This window comes from Cytobacillus sp. FSL R7-0696 (assembly GCF_038006865.1).
GTDB classification, from domain to species: domain Bacteria; phylum Bacillota; class Bacilli; order Bacillales; family Cytobacillaceae; genus Cytobacillus; species Cytobacillus kochii.
Genome location: NZ_JBBOWA010000001.1, coordinates 2,574,972 through 2,595,256, shown reverse-complemented (window position 1 = coordinate 2,595,256; position 20,285 = coordinate 2,574,972). Strand labels below are relative to the sequence as shown.

38 protein-coding genes are annotated in these 20,285 nt (G+C 37.2%); 1 reads left to right on the top strand and 37 read right to left on the bottom strand.

The window, feature by feature from the left end:
• Window positions 1-12 precede the first annotated feature (12 nt).
• The 24 genes from MKX29_RS13465 to MKX29_RS13350 all read right to left on the bottom strand — a co-directional run bounded on the left by MKX29_RS13465 (window position 13) and on the right by MKX29_RS13350 (window position 12,881).
• Window positions 13-537 carry a phage major tail protein, TP901-1 family gene (locus tag MKX29_RS13465; RefSeq protein WP_341106009.1) on the bottom strand — a complete coding sequence of 175 codons (525 nt, stop codon included), beginning with the start codon at window positions 535-537 and terminating at the stop codon, window positions 13-15.
• Window positions 538-548: 11 nt separating this feature from the next.
• Window positions 549-935, bottom strand: a complete 387-nt coding sequence (locus tag MKX29_RS13460) for a hypothetical protein (RefSeq protein WP_340977596.1) — start codon at window positions 933-935, stop codon at window positions 549-551.
• A gap of 8 nt (window positions 936-943) precedes the next feature.
• Complete coding sequence (locus MKX29_RS13455) at window positions 944-1,300, bottom strand: HK97-gp10 family putative phage morphogenesis protein (RefSeq protein WP_341106007.1); 357 nt, start codon at window positions 1,298-1,300, stop codon at window positions 944-946.
• Window positions 1,293-1,598, bottom strand: coding sequence for a hypothetical protein (locus MKX29_RS13450; protein WP_341106005.1), 306 nt, complete (start codon window positions 1,596-1,598; stop codon window positions 1,293-1,295). The genes MKX29_RS13455 and MKX29_RS13450 overlap by 8 nt, the downstream gene beginning before the upstream one ends.
• A complete protein-coding gene (locus MKX29_RS13445; protein WP_341106003.1) occupies window positions 1,595-1,918 on the bottom strand; it encodes a phage head-tail connector protein in 324 nt (107 codons plus the stop codon). The genes MKX29_RS13450 and MKX29_RS13445 overlap by 4 nt, the downstream gene beginning before the upstream one ends.
• 1 nt (window position 1,919) lies before the next feature.
• Entirely contained in the window at window positions 1,920-2,099 is a 180-nt protein-coding gene (locus MKX29_RS13440) for a hypothetical protein (RefSeq protein ID WP_340977589.1), read from the bottom strand.
• Window positions 2,100-2,102: 3 nt separating this feature from the next.
• Complete coding sequence (locus tag MKX29_RS13435) at window positions 2,103-3,023, bottom strand: phage major capsid protein (protein ID WP_341106001.1); 921 nt, start codon at window positions 3,021-3,023, stop codon at window positions 2,103-2,105.
• A 13-nt stretch (window positions 3,024-3,036) separates the two neighbouring features.
• Window positions 3,037-3,648, bottom strand: a complete 612-nt coding sequence (locus MKX29_RS13430; protein WP_341106000.1) for a DUF4355 domain-containing protein — start codon at window positions 3,646-3,648, stop codon at window positions 3,037-3,039.
• Between the two features lie 185 nt (window positions 3,649-3,833).
• Complete coding sequence (locus tag MKX29_RS13425) at window positions 3,834-4,751, bottom strand: minor capsid protein (protein ID WP_341105997.1); 918 nt, start codon at window positions 4,749-4,751, stop codon at window positions 3,834-3,836.
• Window positions 4,744-6,207 (bottom strand): phage portal protein, encoded by a 1,464-nt coding sequence (locus MKX29_RS13420; RefSeq protein WP_341105995.1) that lies wholly within the window; start codon window positions 6,205-6,207, stop codon window positions 4,744-4,746. Before MKX29_RS13420 ends, MKX29_RS13425 begins: the two co-directional genes overlap by 8 nt.
• Before the next feature lie 12 nt (window positions 6,208-6,219).
• The gene (locus MKX29_RS13415; RefSeq protein WP_341105992.1) at window positions 6,220-7,524 is read right to left on the bottom strand and encodes a PBSX family phage terminase large subunit; all 1,305 of its coding nucleotides are present in this window, start codon (window positions 7,522-7,524) and stop codon (window positions 6,220-6,222) included.
• A complete protein-coding gene (terS, locus tag MKX29_RS13410; RefSeq protein ID WP_341105990.1) occupies window positions 7,521-8,231 on the bottom strand; it encodes a phage terminase small subunit in 711 nt (236 codons plus the stop codon). The genes MKX29_RS13415 and terS overlap by 4 nt, the downstream gene beginning before the upstream one ends.
• A gap of 70 nt (window positions 8,232-8,301) precedes the next feature.
• Window positions 8,302-8,586 carry a YjcQ family protein gene (locus MKX29_RS13405; RefSeq protein ID WP_341105987.1) on the bottom strand — a complete coding sequence of 95 codons (285 nt, stop codon included), beginning with the start codon at window positions 8,584-8,586 and terminating at the stop codon, window positions 8,302-8,304.
• A gap of 260 nt (window positions 8,587-8,846) precedes the next feature.
• Complete coding sequence (locus tag MKX29_RS13400; RefSeq protein WP_341105985.1) at window positions 8,847-8,990, bottom strand: hypothetical protein; 144 nt, start codon at window positions 8,988-8,990, stop codon at window positions 8,847-8,849.
• A 166-nt stretch (window positions 8,991-9,156) separates the two neighbouring features.
• On the bottom strand, window positions 9,157-9,585 hold the full coding sequence (locus MKX29_RS13395) for a helix-turn-helix transcriptional regulator (RefSeq protein WP_341105983.1): 429 nt from the start codon (window positions 9,583-9,585) through the stop codon (window positions 9,157-9,159).
• 74 nt (window positions 9,586-9,659) lie between these two features.
• Window positions 9,660-10,178 (bottom strand): HNH endonuclease, encoded by a 519-nt coding sequence (locus tag MKX29_RS13390; protein ID WP_341105981.1) that lies wholly within the window; start codon window positions 10,176-10,178, stop codon window positions 9,660-9,662.
• Between the two features lie 396 nt (window positions 10,179-10,574).
• Complete coding sequence (locus MKX29_RS13385; RefSeq protein WP_341105979.1) at window positions 10,575-10,883, bottom strand: hypothetical protein; 309 nt, start codon at window positions 10,881-10,883, stop codon at window positions 10,575-10,577.
• Window positions 10,884-10,893: 10 nt separating this feature from the next.
• On the bottom strand, window positions 10,894-11,055 hold the full coding sequence (locus tag MKX29_RS13380) for a hypothetical protein (protein ID WP_341105977.1): 162 nt from the start codon (window positions 11,053-11,055) through the stop codon (window positions 10,894-10,896).
• Between the two features lie 23 nt (window positions 11,056-11,078).
• Entirely contained in the window at window positions 11,079-11,384 is a 306-nt protein-coding gene (locus MKX29_RS13375) for a hypothetical protein (protein WP_341105976.1), read from the bottom strand.
• Window positions 11,385-11,423: 39 nt separating this feature from the next.
• Entirely contained in the window at window positions 11,424-11,594 is a 171-nt protein-coding gene (locus MKX29_RS13370; RefSeq protein ID WP_341105974.1) for a hypothetical protein, read from the bottom strand.
• A gap of 28 nt (window positions 11,595-11,622) precedes the next feature.
• The gene (locus MKX29_RS13365; RefSeq protein ID WP_341105972.1) at window positions 11,623-11,853 is read right to left on the bottom strand and encodes a hypothetical protein; all 231 of its coding nucleotides are present in this window, start codon (window positions 11,851-11,853) and stop codon (window positions 11,623-11,625) included.
• A gap of 24 nt (window positions 11,854-11,877) precedes the next feature.
• On the bottom strand, window positions 11,878-12,180 hold the full coding sequence (locus tag MKX29_RS13360; protein ID WP_341105970.1) for a hypothetical protein: 303 nt from the start codon (window positions 12,178-12,180) through the stop codon (window positions 11,878-11,880).
• A 35-nt stretch (window positions 12,181-12,215) separates the two neighbouring features.
• On the bottom strand, window positions 12,216-12,587 hold the full coding sequence (locus MKX29_RS13355) for a hypothetical protein (protein ID WP_341105968.1): 372 nt from the start codon (window positions 12,585-12,587) through the stop codon (window positions 12,216-12,218).
• A 30-nt stretch (window positions 12,588-12,617) separates the two neighbouring features.
• Window positions 12,618-12,881: a hypothetical protein gene (locus tag MKX29_RS13350; protein ID WP_341105965.1), complete on the bottom strand. Its 264-nt coding sequence runs from the start codon at window positions 12,879-12,881 to the stop codon at window positions 12,618-12,620.
• A 125-nt stretch (window positions 12,882-13,006) separates the two neighbouring features.
• Between MKX29_RS13350 and MKX29_RS13345 the strand changes: the two genes are divergently transcribed.
• A complete protein-coding gene (locus MKX29_RS13345) occupies window positions 13,007-13,198 on the top strand; it encodes a hypothetical protein (protein ID WP_341065720.1) in 192 nt (63 codons plus the stop codon).
• Window positions 13,199-13,377: 179 nt separating this feature from the next.
• On the opposite strand, the gene MKX29_RS13340 is transcribed toward MKX29_RS13345, so the two are convergent.
• From MKX29_RS13340 to MKX29_RS13280, 13 genes are all read right to left on the bottom strand, one after another.
• A complete protein-coding gene (locus tag MKX29_RS13340) occupies window positions 13,378-13,722 on the bottom strand; it encodes a YopX family protein (RefSeq protein WP_341105963.1) in 345 nt (114 codons plus the stop codon).
• Between the two features lie 39 nt (window positions 13,723-13,761).
• Complete coding sequence (locus tag MKX29_RS13335; protein WP_341105961.1) at window positions 13,762-14,304, bottom strand: site-specific integrase; 543 nt, start codon at window positions 14,302-14,304, stop codon at window positions 13,762-13,764.
• Window positions 14,305-14,430: 126 nt separating this feature from the next.
• On the bottom strand, window positions 14,431-14,892 hold the full coding sequence (locus tag MKX29_RS13330) for a DUF1064 domain-containing protein (RefSeq protein ID WP_341105959.1): 462 nt from the start codon (window positions 14,890-14,892) through the stop codon (window positions 14,431-14,433).
• The gene (locus MKX29_RS13325) at window positions 14,892-15,617 is read right to left on the bottom strand and encodes an HNH endonuclease signature motif containing protein (RefSeq protein ID WP_341105957.1); all 726 of its coding nucleotides are present in this window, start codon (window positions 15,615-15,617) and stop codon (window positions 14,892-14,894) included. Before MKX29_RS13325 ends, MKX29_RS13330 begins: the two co-directional genes overlap by 1 nt.
• 1 nt (window position 15,618) lies before the next feature.
• Window positions 15,619-16,107 (bottom strand): dUTP diphosphatase, encoded by a 489-nt coding sequence (locus MKX29_RS13320; protein ID WP_341105955.1) that lies wholly within the window; start codon window positions 16,105-16,107, stop codon window positions 15,619-15,621.
• A complete protein-coding gene (locus MKX29_RS13315) occupies window positions 16,107-16,319 on the bottom strand; it encodes a hypothetical protein (protein ID WP_328199942.1) in 213 nt (70 codons plus the stop codon). Before MKX29_RS13315 ends, MKX29_RS13320 begins: the two co-directional genes overlap by 1 nt.
• Before the next feature lie 88 nt (window positions 16,320-16,407).
• A complete protein-coding gene (locus MKX29_RS13310) occupies window positions 16,408-16,650 on the bottom strand; it encodes a hypothetical protein (protein ID WP_322910562.1) in 243 nt (80 codons plus the stop codon).
• Window positions 16,640-16,873: a hypothetical protein gene (locus tag MKX29_RS13305; protein ID WP_341105953.1), complete on the bottom strand. Its 234-nt coding sequence runs from the start codon at window positions 16,871-16,873 to the stop codon at window positions 16,640-16,642. The genes MKX29_RS13310 and MKX29_RS13305 overlap by 11 nt, the downstream gene beginning before the upstream one ends.
• A gap of 237 nt (window positions 16,874-17,110) precedes the next feature.
• The gene (locus MKX29_RS13300; RefSeq protein WP_341052048.1) at window positions 17,111-17,314 is read right to left on the bottom strand and encodes a hypothetical protein; all 204 of its coding nucleotides are present in this window, start codon (window positions 17,312-17,314) and stop codon (window positions 17,111-17,113) included.
• A gap of 4 nt (window positions 17,315-17,318) precedes the next feature.
• A complete protein-coding gene (locus tag MKX29_RS13295) occupies window positions 17,319-18,338 on the bottom strand; it encodes a DnaD domain-containing protein (protein WP_341105951.1) in 1,020 nt (339 codons plus the stop codon).
• 12 nt (window positions 18,339-18,350) lie between these two features.
• Complete coding sequence (locus tag MKX29_RS13290) at window positions 18,351-18,512, bottom strand: hypothetical protein (protein ID WP_251166495.1); 162 nt, start codon at window positions 18,510-18,512, stop codon at window positions 18,351-18,353.
• Complete coding sequence (locus tag MKX29_RS13285) at window positions 18,505-19,326, bottom strand: recombinase RecT (protein ID WP_341105948.1); 822 nt, start codon at window positions 19,324-19,326, stop codon at window positions 18,505-18,507. Before MKX29_RS13285 ends, MKX29_RS13290 begins: the two co-directional genes overlap by 8 nt.
• A gap of 12 nt (window positions 19,327-19,338) precedes the next feature.
• Window positions 19,339-20,274 (bottom strand): YqaJ viral recombinase family nuclease, encoded by a 936-nt coding sequence (locus tag MKX29_RS13280; protein ID WP_341105946.1) that lies wholly within the window; start codon window positions 20,272-20,274, stop codon window positions 19,339-19,341.
• Window positions 20,275-20,285 lie beyond the last annotated feature (11 nt).

Sequence of the window (20,285 nt, the reverse complement as noted above, 5' to 3'; positions counted from 1 at the left end):
AAGAGAGCAAGCTTATGCCTGCTCTCCGCCTGTTGTAGTTTCTCCACCTGCCGTAGTGTCTGTAAATGCATATTGTGCCGCACTCTCTTGCTCTGCTGTTAGCGTTGCAAATCCGAATTGCGGTTCAAGTTCCACGATAAAGTTACTTGAGATTGTCGCTTCATCCTCTGCACCTGCAGCATCTTCCCATGAATCTAGGTACCCTTGTGCATATACTGCTGGATACTTTCCTTCACTACTTTTCAAATCTTCATCAACTGATACTTCCCAAAGTTCCAGTTTCTCCCCTTTAATTACTGAGTCACGAAGCATCGGGCCAACAGCATCATCTTTCGCTTGAATCGCTTCAATGCTGACCTCAGACTCTAATTCGCCAACTTTGATTACTCGACCATCTTTTGTAACAATAGAATCTAATTCACGAGAGTAACTAAAAGTATGATCCGTCTGGAATACCAACTTAGCAGCAACAGTATTTTGTTGAGACAATTTTCTAAAGAGAAGAATACGATTCTTCCCTTGCATCATTTCTGACATGTAATAACCTCCTAATTAAGTCTAAATTCTAGTTCGATAATTGCATGAAGCAGTGGCTCCACGTCTGTGTTATCCGGTAAGATTTGACTTTGCGCTCTTTTGCAATTGATGTAATATGTGTCAGCTCTCTTTAACAACCGACATTCTCTCTTGATTGCATCAACCATCGTTGATAATTCTCTGCGTTTTTTAATTGTGTGATATACGTGAATACGTTGCTGGATATCGTGATATAAACCAGATTTTGTTCTGCCATCCTGGTTAAATGTTTCTCCGATGAAAACGAATGGATAAGCAAAGTCGCTAGGTGGTAAATAATCGACTGTTTTATATCCTAGATTCATTGATGCCATGAAAACAGCATCAAATAATTGTTGTTCAACACTTTTAGTCTCCATTTATCCACCTACCTCATTACTCTTGTTAAGTCATTTAAAAATTTTACTTTTTGTACAGTAAAAGAAGGGTAAACAAATGGCTGGGCGCTCATATATCTTGTTCCGTATTCGAGATAAGGGCTATAGTTGGTTGTTGGCGCAACTTTCGCAGTAAATCCGTTGTCTTGAATACTTAATTTGATAGAACGTTTTGTATCACCAACAGAATACCCCTTTACAAAGTTGGCGTTTCTTTTCATACCTCTGTCCAATTCAGACCCATTCAATCGAATAATATTCTTGATATCTTGGAGACTAGCATTTCTTTTGAGTTGCCCTCGTAATTGGCGAATACCAGTAACTGAAAATGAACTCGATCTAGCCATTTGCAATACCCTCTAAATAAAAAACACCCTTCCTGTAATCGGAACGGCGCTTAATTTGATATTTTTGTTCGTTTATTAAAGCATAATCAATTGGACCAACGAAAGGCACTTGTAACCTTGCTACAGTAACCCTTTTATCAATAGAACCAAATAACTCTGCAGTACGGGTGATACCTAAATTAGAAAGTTTGCAAGGCAAAGTTTTTTTAATTAACTCACCTTCAATCCATTCACCTTGCACAGGGTCATAATAGGATTCTTTCTCTTTGACAAAAGTAATTCGGTCATCAAATCTCAAAAGAACATCACCTTGCCCCTTGCTGATTCACCCTCTGATTCTTTGTAAGAAGCAATTATATCTGTATATGGAGTAAATTCATCTTTGAGATCATAAAACTTAACAGAATGACCTTCTACTGATTCTGATTGCATCCCCTCTGTACCAATACGATTAAAACGACGAATGACGATCTCTTGCACGATAAAAGAAAGTTCTTCGGGTATTTGCTTGCCCAAAAGAACCATCAAATGGCTTTGGACATTTTGAATAAGAATATCAAGGACATCATCTTGTAGATTGTCCTTGATACCGAGAAGAATTTTGATGTTATTTAACATATTAATCGCCTTCTTCGATTTCTTTTATAAGAATCTCTCCACGCTTATTGGTAGTTGATGATAACTCCTCTATTCGAGCCTTTTTGCATTTCCCTTTTCGAGGGAATTTATCTCCCTCTGTATAAACATAGTTACCATCTTCTAAATCAGTAAAATCTTTTACAACAATATATTTTGACACAGATTACGCACCCTCAGGAGCAGTAGTTGGCTCGATTTTAGCGAAGGCATTATCTTTAAGGACCATAAAACCAACATCCATAGTGGCGCGAATAGCCATTAGTTCACGTTCCCAAAGATTAATAGGTTTACCACTCTCATCAACCATAGATGACAACTGAGCTTCTTCTGAAATGCTGTAGTTTAGGTTGTAAGGGATACCGTAACGAACGTAATTGAAGTTACCTGCAAACAATTCACCTTTTTTCATATTAGTCGATTCTAAATCAGCAACTGGTGAGCCATCTAGTGTATTTGCTCCACGATTATACAAACGTACTGGATCAGTGATAGTTCCATCTTCTTGAGTAAACCCATCTACAACTCTTCGTAATAGTGAACGGTTATTCTTTTTAGAGATATATGCGTTCACATCAAATCCAGCATCGTTTACTAGGTCATTCAATTCAAAGAAAGTATCTCCGTTGATATCACCTGTAACAATATGACTTTCACTTGTAACTGACTCTTGAAGAGATTGTACAAACGGATTATCTACATTTAGAATCGTTGCCTCATCAAACTTTTTATAAAATGCTTCAGCAATTAAAGGACGTACTTCATTAAAGAAATTTGTTACACTGTATTGTAAAAATTCACGAGAAACAGGAATGATAACACCTAATTTCTTCGCTTCCATTGTTGCTGTTAGCCATTGTGGTTTAGATGTTTGGATAACTTCACCCTCACCAACCCAGTATGCTCCTACACCCTCAGCTAGATATTGGAAAGTTTTCTTTTGTTTGGTCATTTCTTCGTATTGAGCTAGTTGCATCATAACCGAATTTGAAATTGTTTCTTTTAAAATTAGCGTTCCTTGTTCCTCGGGAATCGCACCTGTTTTTGCGTCTTGTAATAAAACGTTATCTGGATTAAATGTTGGCATAAATATATTCCTCCTATTTTATCAATCTGTGTTCTTGTGCCAAGTTAGCAACGGATGGCACTTTTCCGTTTGCGAAAGAACCTGTTCCTGCAATTGGTGTTTCTTGACGTAACTTCTCTTTAACTGCTGCATTTACAGCTTCATCAAACGCTGTTTTAAAATCATTGATGTTTTTAAGAGTTGATTCAGCATCTTCTGCTATAAGGAAATCAGCAAACGAGGCAGGTAACTCTTTTTGATTGAGATCAGCAATAGCATCTGCCTTCAATTCTTTTCTTTCAATTTCTGCTAATCGTTTCGCGATGTCTTTTTCACGTTGTGATAACTCCTCATCTTTGCGCTCTTTATCAGACAGCTTAGAAAGACGATCTTTTTCTTTTAGAGCATCATCAATTTTAGTTTGTAACTCACTTTCCCACTCTCCGCGCTTCTTCTGCAAAGCACTAGCTAGTTTACGATCTGATTCAGCTTCAATTTTCTTCTGTAATTCATCCGCGGTTAATTCAAGTTTTTCTGAATCAGCTGGTGGTTCATCCTGCCCTCCGCCTTGCGGATCATCAGCGAAGTTTTGTAAATTCAGCTTCAATAAGAATGATTTATTTAAAACGTTAATTGGTAAATTCATCAAGCTTCCTCCTATCCCACATACACATCGCTACTTCCTATTTCATTGCATAAAAATAAGCCCCAGAAACGCTTTTTCAGCCCATCTACGACTTTTCTACACAAATACTCTATTTAGTTGCTAAATGCCCATGTACGATTGATTTTGTGAGTTTCATAGCCTTTTAATGACTTACTTAGGTCAAACTATAATCCCCTACTCCTCAAATCAGCATCCCAAGCATCGCGATCCACAGCAGCTGCAGTAGCGCATTTACAATTCGGATGCATAGGGTACATATTTACTCCAACTTTCATATCTTTAAGGTTAAACACTTTGCCATCTAAGGATTTGCATATAGGGCAGGCAGATGGTTCAGCGATATACTCGTAAGAATCAAAATCACCTTGATTCATACTGTCTTTAAAAACATCACCTTGCACTCTAGCCATTTCAGTACGCATGAGACGCTCGGAGTTGCTGATACTTGAGTTAAATACCTTTCTCAAGTCCCTAGCTAATACTCTTGAATTAACTCCTTGCACAATCCCTCTATTAAGCAATTTTTCTAATTCTGAGCGAAGGGCTGTTTGATTGGACCATAACCTATCTGACCAAGTAGCATTCAAAAATGAAGAATCTACGATTGAAGCAATTGATTTAGCGTTACGATTCAATGACTCTCCTAGTATGCCTGCTTGTCTTGCATATTCTGCCTTTGCAATCTTTGTCATTTCCTCATAGAGTAATCTTTCCTCTGAGCTGGTAGATGCAATTACTTCTAACTGGATTTCTAAAAGGAGTAGTTGAAGACGATTAATACGCATCGACGCATTATACAATCGCATTTCTTCATTTGCCTTCTTCGTAAAGTTCTTTTCTTTGACATATTGCTTTGCTAATCGCTCGTATCGCTCCATATCAATCTTTCCTATGCGTTTTCTTGCTTCTTCCATAGAAATACCTTCGGAAGATGCGTAACGGCCATAGAAACTCTCTATGAGTCTCTGAATTTCTGCCATTGTGTTGAGTTGATTTCGTTTAATCTTTTTGGCGATAGTTGATTCGTTTTTAATTAGCTTTTCAATATGCTCAAGCTCCCTATCTCGCCAGTAACTACTCATTCTCGGTCACTTCTTCTTGCTCAGCAACTTCGTAATCATACATCGGCTGGTTTAAAGGACTATTTTTTTCCTCTTCTTCGATTTTCTCGATTTCTTCTTGAGGATTTTCGATAAATGTCAGCATACTGAGCATAGTTTCATTGGATAGGCGGCCACCTGCACCAGTGAACCATTCCATTTCTTTAGCGATGTTTTCAGGTAGGTTTTCGGTGAATGTAATAGTTAAATCATTTACATCAAATTCACCTTCTGCAGCAACTCTCATGATGTTATTAATCAGTCGGTAGCGATCACGCAGAGACTTTTTAAATAACCGTTCCTTGGTGGCTCTCTTTTGTTCAAGTAGGAAAAGTTTGTATTTCATCGCTTCACCACTCTGAACACCACCGAAGTTTTCATCATTCATGTTAGGAGTGGCGGTAAACATATGAATGTCATTAGCAATGCGGTCCTTGTATGCTTCTGAACCAGCAACATCATATTGTTTGTAGATATAGCCTGCGTCAGCCTGTGTTGATGTGCCTGTTGTGGTTGGTTCGGTGCGTAACAGCAAGAGATTTTTCTCCTTCATCTCCCTCGCTTCTTCTGCATCTATCTCTAGATTTCCCACTATCTTAAGCATGGCATCATTTAAATCTTGACTATAATTGGCTAAATCACTTTGAGCAGAATCATATAGATCAATCAAATTAAGGACATCTTCAAAGTCGCCTTGGCGAAATTTATTATTGCTATATTCAATGATTGGTACACCATCAAATGAGTGTTCTTGCTCTCTATCAAGCTTTATATTGTCTAGGTTCTGATTACCTTTAAAAATATAAATCTTTTTGGCTGTATAGACATAAACAATGGTTTCGTTATCACGAAATTGATTATCCATGTAACGAATACCAGCTAAAGGTAGCATTTCAACTGTATCGTCGTATACAACAAAAGTAGAAACAGCATCCAATGTAGTGAATTTAATCTGATCATCTTGACTGCGGTAAAGAATCTCATATGCTCGACCATAAATAGATTGATCTAAAATCAATTCACTATTATGTTCATCTGCATCATTTGCTCGATTCATATCCCTTAGCTTTTCATTGATAGTTTCCTCTGGGTAAGTTGTTTTCAACGGAATGCCTACCATGTAACCTTGGACAAATTGGCTCACGTATTTAGCAAAATTATGAGTGGCGCGATTATCTGCAACATGTTCCTCTCTTCGCCTTTTACCATTTAGAATTGTGGTGTTATTTCCTTTGAAGTAATTTCTCAATGTTAGTAGGCGTGGCTTTTGGTAGGACATGTGGTGTTGCACCATTTCAGCTATCTGATCAGCATCACTTAATAAATCATCAACACTTGGAAAAGTGTAATGAGTATTTGCAGAGTCGGGAAAACGTTGCTTACTGCCTACTCCATATTGAATATCCTTTGCTTGTTCAAAATCATTTACTTTTGCCATAGTATCCCTCCTTTACAGACCCAATGATTGTAGGGCTTTGTATGTTTCTTTGTGGTTTTTCAAATCAACCACTTCATAATCATCTAATCCATACCAAATGGCGCTGAATGTATGTGGGTCAATGTTGAATTCGTCATAAATTGTATTTCCTTGCTTGTCTTTTTTGTAAGTTAAACTTTTCAGTTCACGAATTGTGTTTTTACATTGGTCTGAACAGATGATTTTGTGAAATCTTTTTACTTTCTTTGTATTCTGTAACCTCGAGCCTTGAAATTTCTTAGCAGGTTTAATATTAATACCACGCTTTTTAAGATAAAAAATAGTTTTCGGTTCAGCACTATCACCCCTGACTAGCTCTTTTGTTTGAACAAATCCAGCTAAGTCATCCGCAATTTCTGGGTCAGCCTTACCTTTGCTGTAATACTCCCAATAGATATAGAGAATTTTCTCTCTGTCATCGATAGCCATACGAAGGAGTGCGTTAGATGACTCTTCAAAACCAAAGTCCATCCCTGCTCGGTAAACAGGTTTATAAATAGCATTAATAGCATCCATAACCTCATTGTGTGGCCTGCTTTCAAACTTAGGTAAAACCTTAGTTCCAGACACACCAAATCGACCTTTCCTTGCAACTCGGTAAAGGTCTAAATCATATATCTTTGTTTTTTCTAGTTCTTCCACATAACTAGCTGGCAAGAACAAATTATCATCAGCTGTTGAATGATGGTAGTAGGTATCATCGACAACCAGTGTCCTTTTCTCATATAAATCCTCATCATCAAGAAATATAACCTCATCTTCTTGGCCTTTATTTTTGATAAAGAAATGTGAATACGTCCAGTTGCCCTCATCTACAGGGTTTGTTGAGAGAATCATATGAAGTGGCAAAGTTGGGTGTCTTAAACGACCAATTAACTCTTTAAATCCCTCATATTTAATTTCTGAACACTCTTCAAGCCAAATTAGCGATACATTATGGATTGATTTGAGTTTCTGTGGTTTATCCATTCCTTTAAATATGATTTTACTGCCATTCGGAAAACGTATTTGCATTGGAGAAGTCACAGCTTTAACCCTATCGTCAATTTCCAGCTCAATAAGGATTTCCTCGAACAGCGAGAAACAAGATTCCCTGATAGTCTCATATACTTCCCTGACGACAAGAGCTGTACGTTTTTCAGAAAGTAATTTGAGAATAACCTTCAAAGCGACGTGATAAGATTTTGATGATCCGTATCCACCCACAAGAAATTGAAACTTTTGATTCCAGTCAAAGAGAAAATCTTCAAAGTGTGGATTGACCTCTTTTTCAATCATGTTCCATCACCTTTTCTCTTGATTAAAATTTCTATTGGCTTATCAGAATCATTGTTACTAGCTTTTTCTGCATCAGCTCTAGTTTTATCAATTTGTGCCTTCATCAGGTCTAATTTAAGCCTGCGTTCATCTTCTAAATGTGCCATTTCATCAAATTGTTTAATTAAAGACCGAAGCTCACTCATAGCTCTAGATTGGGCATTTATAAATGTTGCATGGCGGTCCCAAGCGAATTGATATTCCCATTCACGTTCTTCTGCAAAATCAGAATCCTTTTTCTTTTTGAGAACTTTTATGATCTCGTCTTTATCCTCTACATACATTATCTTTTGCGCTCTTATGATAGCAGCATATTGAATCTGTATCTGGTCATAAATCAAATCAGCAGGTGAACGTTCTTCCATTTGCTCCATGATTTCTAATGTCTCAGCAGGAAGGAACTTGGAGAAGAACCCATGTGTTACAGCGTTTTGATTTGATTTAGGAGCACCGCCATTATTGCCTTTAGCGTTTATATTGCCCTTTGGCGCACCTCGCTTTTTTGTGTGCACACTTTTTTCTTTGGGTGCACCCCTATCTCTATTCCATCCATATCGCTTTTTCCATGACTTTACGGTATTAATGGAGACATCGTATTTTTCTGCAATGTCTTTATATTTCATGCCTTTTACATAATCTTTTTCTGCTTGTACATGTTTTTCAGCCATGCTACATCACCTGCCACCTCCATATATTTGAGTTGTTTTGGAACATAAAAAAGCACCCTCGAAAGGATGCTTATGGTAACCAACTTCTTATCTCTTTTAAACCTTTATAAGTTTTAGCTATTGCGCTGTTTTCTGATAGATATTCTTCACCTTTTTCAGTCAAATTGCATGAAGCCTCAAAAAACTGAGGTCGATTATCAGCATAGAATATACCAGCCAAGTATTTCTCTCTTACTAAGAAATTAACTGCTTCATCAAACACTTCCTCTTCAACTTTAAAATCACTCTCAGATAACTGTTTGTTACCATTATCTATTTCTTTCAAGATTGCAATTCTAAGCTTTTTCTTATCCATTACCGAATACCCAACCCTTTATTATCTGGACTTCCACCGACTTTATTTCCCATCAGTGTCCACCCCCACCTGGGTCTGGGTGATATCCACCTCGTGGAGGGTCAGAAGGAGGTCCACCTGGCTTAGGGTCTTTTAAAATAGTATTGCTTATCATATACCTCCACCACCTGGATCGATATGATGTCCACCTTGAGGTGGGTCTTGATGATGACCGCCTCTAGGAAGGTCTAAGTGATATCCACCTGGTTTTACACCTGAGTTCATTTCAAAAGCCCCCTTCGTTTTTTAAGAGGAATGGAATAACACACATCACAAACGCCATCATTGTCATGGTACTCATTATAATCTGTGATTACCGCCTCACATTTAGAACAAATCCACAATCCTTGTTTCACCTGTTCCATATGCAATCCTCCCCTTTTTATAACATAATTCGCCATAAAACGGGGTAAATCCTCCTATAAAATCACCGAAAGGTGAGCAACGCACAAAAATAGAGGAAGCAGCTTGTTTAACTGCCTCCCCTGTCCTGCCTTCCATTTTACACTCGCAAATATTACCATTTCAACTTCAAGACGTTTTAGACAACTTGGACATTTGAGACATTTGTACAATTATCGAATCCCTTATCCTTCTTACATGCCGTTCAGATAGCCCCATATGAAGCCCAATCCATTTATATGACTTTCCTTCTAACAACCAATGTAGCACTTCAAACTCACGATCATCCTCAATTACATACATCCTATCTTGAATAACTTGTACCTTTTCCTCATACTGAGCAATCTTCTTATACCTCTTCTCACGTCTTACTGTCTCTTTATAAACAGGGTCACTTGTAGTTCCTTGAGCCTTTGGCATATCAGATTCATCACCATACTGAGCTGTCAACCCTTCCCCTGCATCCTTCATAGAGTCCCTCAGAATCTTAATCGAGTTCATCATCCAATGGTAATCTTTTAATATCGATTCTATATGTTTGCTGGCAGCTTCTTTCATACAGGAACCCCCTATGTTAAAATATAATTGGGTGCCGGGGATTCCTGGTCATGTCTCTGCATTGCAGGGACTTTTTAATTTGCGAAAGGAAGAAGTTTTTTTCTTCCTTCTCTAGCTGCTAGAGAAGCACCTTCTACAGTTCTGTGATAACCGAAATAATAAACCTTCCCATTATATTTGACAGTAGCTCTCCATTTTTTCTTATCTTTATCCCAAATGACGCCTCTAGCACCAGATGTGTTATTTTTTTGAATCCTTGTATTTTGGTTGTTTTCGGACAAGGTTACTATTCTCAAATTATTTCTTTTGTTGTTTAAAGTGTTCCTGTCTATGTGGTCCACAAATCTATCTGTCGGCGCATCCAAAATATATCTATGCATGCCGATCAAAGCAGGTTTCCCATCTTTGTTTTTTGTGTTGCCCATCACATAATAGGATTCTGTCTTTTTGTTGTAATTTACAAACCAACTACCCGGGAAACTATCTACTTTTTCCAGATCAGAAGTATCAATAAATGTGTTGAACACATCACCGTTTCTACGTTTTATGAAGATGACGGTGGTCTCGCCGAGTGTCTCATATCTATTCTTCATATAATCAACCCTCTCTATAGATTTCTTTATCGTTAAATAATTTTTCATGCATACTTTTATTAATCATGGTTAAATTACTATCAGGTAAGGAATTACATATTCTTCCACAGTACCTACTTAGACGTATTTCCTTACCAAAACCCTCAATATGGTCAATTGATTAGAAAGAGCTTGGGTAGGCTCTTTCTTTTCATAGTAAACTATCTCTATCTTGTGTTTATTAAAAGATGAATCTAATTAAAGGCGGTGTTATAAACATTAGAGCCAAAACTGAATATGTTATCTTTTTATGCTTTTTCATTGGATTCCACAAATAATTCTCAAATGCGTAAAGTGACCAACTTGAAATCTTATTAAACAATCGTATCAATTCATTTCCACCTCATTTTGTGTTTATTAATTTACATCTCCCCATGAGAAGAGAAGGTAGTGTTCTTTATACGTCCATTTTGTAATCAGATGCGTTTTTTCTTTAACAACATATTTCACTTTTACTCCATCCATAAGGTCATTAAGTTTTTCTACAAATTCATTCGATTTGAATATATGTCCATCTTCTTGTTCGCTGGTAATGCGAATATTCAAACTTGAATATCCGTTCTCTGCACTTTCTAAGAGGCGTGGTTCCATTTTCTCAGCAAACTCCATTACCTTTTCATCTACAGCTTGTTCCCTTTTCTTTTGTAATTCTGTAACTAACGACATCTAACTCCCCCTATTCAACCGTAATTTCATCCCACTTAATCAAATCTTCTCTAACCCCCTGACCAGGACTCTCTGAGAAGAAGAGAAAGGTCAACTGGTCAAGGCGCGTAATATCTTGAACTGTGAATCTATTACCCTTGTGGATCAGCGTGCTGCCTATTGAGTAATTCAATGGAATTACCTCCTACCACTTCTTTAATAAATATCCCTTATTCTGAAACTAGCTACTGTTACCTGTCTATACTCCTTCCAAATAAGCGCTTCGCATTTACTTAATTCTAAGGAAGTCCCATAATCTTCACTGGCAGATTGAAGCTGTTTAATTAATGGTTTGATCGCTGATTCATGAGTATCTTTATCAAAAGCATCCGATGTTTTGAAGTAGAAAACTGTTCCAATGTAACCATCAATTAAACCAGAAGGGATTTCTCCGTAATCTACTTGTGTTTGATTAATTATTATCGTTTCATAAGGAAATAAATTAACTTTAAAAGACTGCATGATATTCCTCCTTAATATACTGATCCTACCTTTTGTTTACTAAGCCTTAATCAACTTTTTCCTTGCTACAATGAACGGCTCACTATATTTAGGTTTAGGACCTTGAATCATATAAAATCCCTTTTTGTCCTGACATTTACTTACGACACGAAAATCCTCAGTGAATGCAGCATCTTCATGTTTTACCGTATCTCCTACTTTTAACCTCAATCCTTTCCCCTCCTAATCAACTGATCTATTAATCATTTATATCGAACCAATCTCTCCTAGGATCATTAAACGGGTCTATACATGTTGAAGGTTTTTCTTGCTTTCTAACTTGTTTTTCTATATCCTCTAAATTTACGTTTATCATCAATACTGACTTACCTTCAATTTCGCCAACCACAGCTTGATTGTTCTCCAACATGTTAGGAGTGAATGCTGTGTCTAATAATAGGATTTTGCTTGCTTTTAAATTTAGATCCATTTTTATTCCTCCTAATCAACTGATCTAATATTCTGTGGAGCAAATCACACGGGGTTTATCTATTTTTTCATGGGCAATCACCCATTCGAACGATTTATACACCCACAATACATTTCCGTATGTCATGGTTTTTTGTTGTTCCTTTTGTTCTTTAATTGGAAGATCGTCTGCTTCTATAAGCATTTCTTCTTTTAAACTGACTTCCCCAACAAATTCCTCATTAATATCATCATCATCAAAACCACATTCTTCTTTATAAAATTCCTTTGCTTGCTTTTCGTTTTCGGCTGCCACCCAATCATAATCGTTCATTTTGAATACTTTCATCCTCTCTCCTCCTAATCAATTGATCTATCATTTTGTTAACTAACTAATAGATCAACCCACCTACGAAAACCTCGTAATATTGGTTGAACATTTTTACTATCAAGCTCTCCGCCGAACCCTATAAACCCATTCTCATTGAAAGAAATAGCTTCTCTTGAATCAAAATAGCTTCCTCTTACTTTTAAAAAGGCGTATTTTAGTCCAGTGCGTTTGAGTACCTTCAAATCTTTCGCCAATGGTTTCCGAACCTTCATGTCCATTGCTTTGGCATGTTCAGTTCCTTCTTTCAAATACAAATCCAATTCTTCTGCTAAGAAATTGTTGAGCGTTGCAATATCTTCAACCTCAATATCTGAATAAGACAAACCCGAATTTTTAAAATACTCTCTAGCTTCGTCCCTGTTCATTTTTATCTCCTTCCTAAGTGAACATTTTGCTTATCGTGTTTCTTTTCTGTGTCCACACGCTTCTTTGTAACTCCAGTAACCCGGACACTCCTCAGTGTTAGGTTTCATTTTAATTTCAGCTAAACTTTCTGAAACGCATTGCAGCGCTGCTTCACTGGCATAATATTTATCTTTAAAATTTGGATTCCAAAGATTCCAATAACATTCTTTGCAATTACAGGTTAAGTCTTGACCTTCTTGAATATCTTCCATCTTTGCAAATAGTTCATCAAACTCAGATAGTGGTTTAATCATCATTTGCATCCTTCCTAATTAACGTTTTTACTCTTGTGTTTATTTATAATTTAAACTTGTCATAACTCTTCTGTTTTTCCATAATATGTTATAATCTACTTGTACAAGAAAGGAGAAAGCAATTCATGAATTTGATTACATTCCTTGTAATTATTTTTGTAGCACTAATTGTCGATTTCCTTTGGCTGGATATGGAGAGCAAAAGATGGAAATGGCTTAAAAACCAATCTAAACCACAGCAAATTTTATTTTTCTCTTCCTTCTTAGGTGCTTCAATGATTCTTTATTTTCTCTTTGGATCAAAGTTTCTAAGTTAAAAATGAACGTTGGAGCCTTTGCGCTCCTTTTTTCAAAAGTCCATACCCATCCTAGTAAACTTAATAATTCAAAAGTTAATTTAAGCACCCAATCATTTATCCGAATTTCACATATTATTTAGAGGACATGGTTTATATCAATGCATCTCCTTGAAGAGCCTCTGCATGGGCTCTTCTTTTTATGATTCCTGATTAATTAAGTCTGGATTTTCGTAAATGTCGCCAACAACTTCACCTGTGATTGCGTAATCAGTTCTAACTCCACCAAACAGGAATGTTGCATCACGTTCTGACCATTTCACAACTAGATTTAGATTTCTACCGTCTAAGCCTTTATAAGCGAGGATATCCCCCTCATAAATCTCCTTACCGTTCTTGTCTTTTAAGCCTGTGTATTGCATGAAATCCAAAAATACATTGTTGTTGATATCATCAACACCATTTTCTTCAAACCAATACATATTATTGATGTATTCCTTTTCTTTTCTTGATTTATCCCAAGCACGAAACTTTATCTCACGCACGTTCATTCCTCCTAAATTTTAGTGAACACAATACAAAATCTATAAACTAAAGCCATCCACGGCCTCATCTATGATGTCTTGATTGATCCCGATGTACCTCATAGTGACGGCCGGGGACGAATGATTGAATATTTGTTGAAGCACCGCAACATCCTTATACTTCTGATAAAAGTGGTATCCGAACGTCTTCCTAAGGGTATGTGTGCCTATCTCATTAAGTCCTACCTCTGTTGCCGCGGCACTAAGTATTTTCCACGCCTGCACTCGATGAATACGGTCATTGCCTCTTCTGGACTTAAATAGGTACTCAGCTGCACCCTTACTCAAGGTAAAATCGCTTATATGGTGTTGTAGATCATTATTGATTTTGAACCGTTTTAACTTACCTGTTTTTTGCTCATTGATAATGATGTGAGATTTCCCTCTAACATCCCCCACTCTTAAAGCGAGTAAATCACTGATTCTTAAACCGGTGTTAATCCCCAATACGAACAAGAAGTAATTACGATAATGCTGGGCCATCAAAACTCTTTTCATCGCTTCAATCATTGCCACATCGCGTATGGGTTGAACGGTATTCAATTTGATCACTCCTATTTTTGTAATTTAGGAATCTCTAAACCACCAAGTCTCTTACAATCACTACCGATACGAGAAGAACAAAACCTATAAAGATTGCACCGGGACATACAAGCCATCATTCTATCCTCACGCTTTACCCACGTTGGACGATCGTCGGCGATTACTACTCTTTGCACTTTTCTTCACCACCTTGTTTTTCAATTTATTTAACTTATCAAGTTCCATAAATCCCAAGGAGCTGTCATATCCAATTACGGATAATTTATCTAGATAGCGATACTCGAACAGTTTTTTCTTAAGCATGAACTCCTTTGTTTCCACACCCTTAATATCAATGACTTCTGTGGTATCGTCCAAGTGCCGGACTTCAAAGTCAGCAACATATTCAATCTTTCTGTATGCTTTACCGTTCTTTTTGAATCCCTCTTGAAGAAGGTATCTCGGCTGCAACTTAAACCCTTTAATCTGTTTAGCTTGCAACAGCCATTTCAATTGGCCGTAATACATCGCTTCTGCTTTGCTATCAAATTCATGTCCATCGACAACTTGTTTGTGGTTGCCGTACTTGTTGTATTTTCTTGCTCCCATTAATCTATATACCTCCAAATATAACCGCCAGCTGTTTTACAATATCCTGAAGCGCAAGAAATAATTGAATTAATACCCGTCTGCCTAATTGCTTCTCTCGCTCCCTCATATACAGCTATGGTTTTGAAATTAACCGGGTTAATTTGTTTAACCTTTTTACATCTAGCTTTATTTTTTCTCATAGCTTTTTGTATTTTGATTTCTATATTCTCAACGTTGTAGTCATCTTTAAATATCCATGAGAATCCGCCGGCGAAATTTCTTTCATTTGTACACACCTTATAAATTGCTGCATCATCCACACGCAAAGCTTTAGAAGCTAATGTAATAGATGGATATGTCTCAATAACATCAAAGGTTTCCTTATCAAGCTGAATTACAGCCTTAACGTTGTTTCCTAATACATAACAAGAATGAAGAATATTCTCACTTTCTGTAATAATTTCTAAGTTAGGTAGAGTATTATTGGACTTATCTCCATCTATATGATTAACTACATATCCGTTCGCTATTGGACCTATAAAATTCTCTGCTACCAGTCGATGAACAAATACTTGCCTTTGATTTCCTAATGAATCTATTAGACCTACTCTCTTATATCCTTTTTGATTGCTAAAAACCCTTAATTTTCGTTTGCTCCCTCTTTTAGTTGAAAAGATATTCCCTTGATCACTTATCAAATAACCACTGTAACCTATCATTTGCTTGAATTTTTCTTCCAACATCTTAATATTGATTATCCTGTCTTTGATGATTAATTGAGTCTTTCACATAGAATGCTTCTTCGATCTGTTCAAAAGAGAAGCCAATCATTTCACCAAGACCGATATATTCAGAGAGTAGCTCGATAAAGGTAATGGAACTTTTCGTCTTATCCAATTTAGATACGAGAGCGAAAATGTATCTGAACTGGGTTGCTAACGGCCGCCCCTTATCTTCTCCAGACAACAAGTAGATCATGTCAAAGTCTTCAAAGAATATTTCGTGACCGATATCCAGAATGAAATGAAGTCCGTCAGCATATTCGATTAACGCGTCTTGTAGGTTGTTCTCTTTGTGTGCCCAAAACTTGAATGATTCCGGAAGTTCATTCGCACATTCCCCTAGCTCCACTTGAAGAGCCAGAATAAGTTCTCCAAAACGGTCATTACCTTTATAATCAATTCTGTTTCTAAATGCCTTTTGCGCCTCGTACATTGCGATTAAATCTAACATTAACCTTCCACCCTTCTTAATTTAGCCATCCAAACTGACGAATAATTATGTCCAGCAAATACATGACGATTGTAGCTATCACGATCAAATGTCTTACCTTGTTTTGAGAACTCAGTTAGAGGAAAAATGATTTCGCATCCTCTTTTCACATGGTCCTGAATTGCCTTTTCAGCTTCATATTTCCTTGCACGTCGAATGATTATATCTTGCATAGGTTTCCTCCTATTAATCTCATTAAGAGCTTCTAAGGCTAATTCTGTGTGTCGTGATATGTAATATAGCTGCCCTAGAGTCGCTTTTCTAAAATCCAAGGGTAAGTCCCCCATTTCTTTTGAAGACCATATCCTCTTTTGCTAAATGGATGAGAGCTAATAACACTTCGTCTGGATCTCTATTAAAACTACTAGCAATCAACCTAACGTCTTTTCCAACTTTCCACTGACGAGCGACTTCTTCTAGCTCCAACTCATCCCATAAAAAATCCAAATCCTCTAAAACAATGATTCTTTTTTGTCTTTGTTTTGTTGCGTTTTTAAGAACCATTACTCTCACCTGCTTCAAAATACTTCTCACCGATTGCCTTGCGAATCCGATCCAAGGTTTTCGGTCCTATACCTGGCGTTTTTTCTAACTCAAGAAATTTTTCGCGGAAAAATGATGTTGTCTTAGCAATGCCTTTTAATTCGCCCATATCCTCACCTAACGCAAAGCCCTCAGTTCTGCCTTGTTCATAAGCTTTCTGAATAACGGGGTTACGCTTCTTCATGACGACATGTACTTCTCTTTGTAACATTTTCTACATGGTCCTTCGACGAAGTAACCGTTAGGCTTTTTACATTCCGGGCAAACCTTCGCCATGGTATGCCATTGCTGGCCGCATTTCGTATCATCACATTCCATTAACACTAATTTTCCTGCCGGAGCTAGTAGGTATCCCTGTGTGCTACATTGCGGACATTTTAAAACTGGTTTAATATTTTGAATGGTCATTCCATATTCCTCCTTAGAACCAAGCGTTACTGCTTGTCTCTGAATCTATTTGTCTAAATGAAGCAAGTACATATTCGTATTTCAAATCTTCATAATCTAGTTCATCTAATGGAAGCCCTTCTTGACTGGCTGTGACGTTTAATGCTCTAAGTTTTCCAAGAATAAAATCACGTTTTAACTTCTTTTGCATTACAGCAGCTTTATAAAGGTTTCCCATTCCTTCAACTCCCCGAATTTTTTCGTAACTCCATTAAGCGTTCAAATTCGCTCATCTGTTCACCATCATTGACTGCTGGTTGACCGCTAGGTTGCGGTTTAGATTGTTGCTCATTCTCTTCAAACCAATCAGGCAGCATTTCAGTACGTACAATGCCTTTGCCTTTACGAGCGAAGGGTTTCACTTTAGAGTTATTAAATTTCTCTCGCTCGTAAGCTCGTACTCTATCGATATCCATTAGATTGTGGCTATGCCACTCTTTAAGGAGAAACTCTACAAAGTTAAAGTTTCGTTTATTTTTATTGTCAGCTAGTTTAATAGCTGCATTAACAATTTCTTGATTGCCTTTAAAATCATCAACCCACTGATAAAGAGAGTTCATCTGAATTGGTGATAATCTGCAAAGAAGATATTCGAACAATTGGACCGGATTTTCTGGCGCTGTTGTAGTAGTAATATTTTTATTGTCATTATTACCTTTATTACCTTTATTGTTTGTGTCCACTTGTTGTCCATTTGCTGTCCATTTGTTGTCCATTTGTTGCTCATTATTTTCTTGATGACTATCCTCAACCGTTGGTACACTAGGATTTTTCGCTTTAATTTGATGTTCATTTTTCAGGTCAGTTTGATGGATACTTTCTGATAACCCCTGTTTTCCGTTGTTCATTTGTTGTTCACTTTGTTGATATTGCCTCCAGTTAACTATTGATACAACGCTATATTTTGTATTAGATTTGATGTTCACGAATCCATTACTCTCAAACCATTTCAACCAACGCCATAAAGTAGTTTCTGGAACCATATCGTTTTTTTTCATGCCGTCATTAAAGCTCTTAGATAGAGCGTATCTACCAGTAACAAATTGGCCAGGCTCTAATTTCACTACTTGTTTACCAACCAATTGTTCATGTTCTTTATGAGATGCCTCCAGAAGGCAGAGCATCCATAGTTTAAGTAACTTTGGATCTTGCCAAACTGGATTATTTTTTATTTTTCTATGGATGCTTACCCATCCGTGCAAGATGCTCACTCCTTACCTATTAATCTCACAAACCGCAAACCGCTTAGTGATTCGTTTTACGGTATAATCCGGGTACTTTCGCATATAATTTAGTACAAGCATTTTCAACTGTTCTTTGTCCTGTGCCTGCTCGAAAATCCAAGCAGGCAGCACTACGTTTGTTTGGTTATTCATCGATGATTATGTCATCCTTTTGATCATCGCTACCCTCATCTACTGTGTAATCGGTGATGTCGATTACATCACTCATATCCTTCGAAAATTCATTCTTGATAGTAGAATCTGCTTCAACAGACTTCTGTAATTCAATGGATTTAGGAGCATATTTAAGGACTTCTTTTAAAACTGTCTTTTTAGCCATAGCATCATAATTCGTTTTCCATGGACTGGTCCACCCTTTTTGTACTGCCTGGCTGAACTTGTGGGCATGGTTATCAATGCGTTCCCTCGTCCAGTAGACAAAGTCATAGCCTCCGTTTTGAAGATGATAAACTGCGTAATAACCAATTGGATCACCTTCTGGAATAGTTGCCGGTTTATGGATTAAATCTTTTGTTAAACCGTACTGGAACTCAAATTCATCGTTCGTATATACTTCATGAGCATAAATCGCTTTATACTGCCCACTTCTTACTGCTAAATCAATTAGACCTTTATAACCTAGTTGGAACTGAACTTGCTTACCGTAAGGAATAAGGTATGCTTGCCCTAATCCCGTGTTTGGCTCGACTCCTAATTGTGCCGACTGCATGATTGCGGCCAAGAAAGAAGTTTGATCACAATCAAGCAATTTTGGTGTTGTTCTCACTGCTGTTAAGGCAATTCGTGCAATCCTATCTGCATCCATGTGTTTTGGTAAGGCTCTCTGTATTTCTGGACCCATTTTTTTCAAAAGGGCATTTAATGTATTTTCTGGAGATACCTGCTTTTGTACGCTTGTATTAGTTTTTTTAGCTAATTGATTTTTAACATCAGTATTCGTTGCCACTTGAAACCCTCCTTATTTAATAGAAAACCTTCTAGAAATAGATTGCTTAGTGAACTTGTTGTAAAGCTCAGGATATTCTTTAGAGAATCGTTTGCTATCAAAGCGATTAGAAGTGACAGTTTTCCAAGTAATCAACCTATCTCTTGCAACAGCTTTCTCATGCTCTCCCATTACCGCTTTAATCTTGTTCTCGTACTCTTTTTTCTGAGTTTCTAGTTGTTTAATCTCAATATTTACTTGCTCTAATGCATCTACAAATGTGTTGGTATCAGGTGATAAAGATATCTCGCTATCTGGCACTGACTCAGGATATAAAGCTTTGAGTAGATCCACTGATGAATCTGAACCATCAAATTCTGGTGGTATTTCTTTTAATACATTGTCATTCCAAAAAGTTGATTCTATATCAATCAAGTATTCAATTAATTCCTCATCTCTCTCGACTTTCTTATAAATAAACTTATTCCCACCAATAAGGACTGCTATATACCAGTTTTTATAGCCTGTGACAGCCATATAGTGTTGACACTGTAACAAGTAAGATGCAGGAATCTCTTCATCCTTCCATTGATCCCTCAAATATTCGGAAGCAGTCTTACATTCAAGACCAATCTTTTCACCAACGACTAAGCGATCTACATTCGCTAACATAAATGAATGTTTTGGATGTTTTAGAATCGCATTACGTTTCCTTACTTTCAAGCCAGTTCTTTTAGAAAACTCTTGAGCGACTATTTCCTCCATTTTGTTACCCCAATATGCAGCTTCGCTTGTTGTATCTTCTTCAGGCGACTGCCCCAGCTTATCTAAGTAAACTCCAACTGGAGACTTCCACTTATTTAATCCAGCAATAGAAGCAGCATCTGAGCCACCTATTCCATTCCTACGGGCTTGAAGCCATTTCTCATGTGACATATCAGTAGTCAGTGTTAACACTTGAGCTTGCATTTGATATCCTC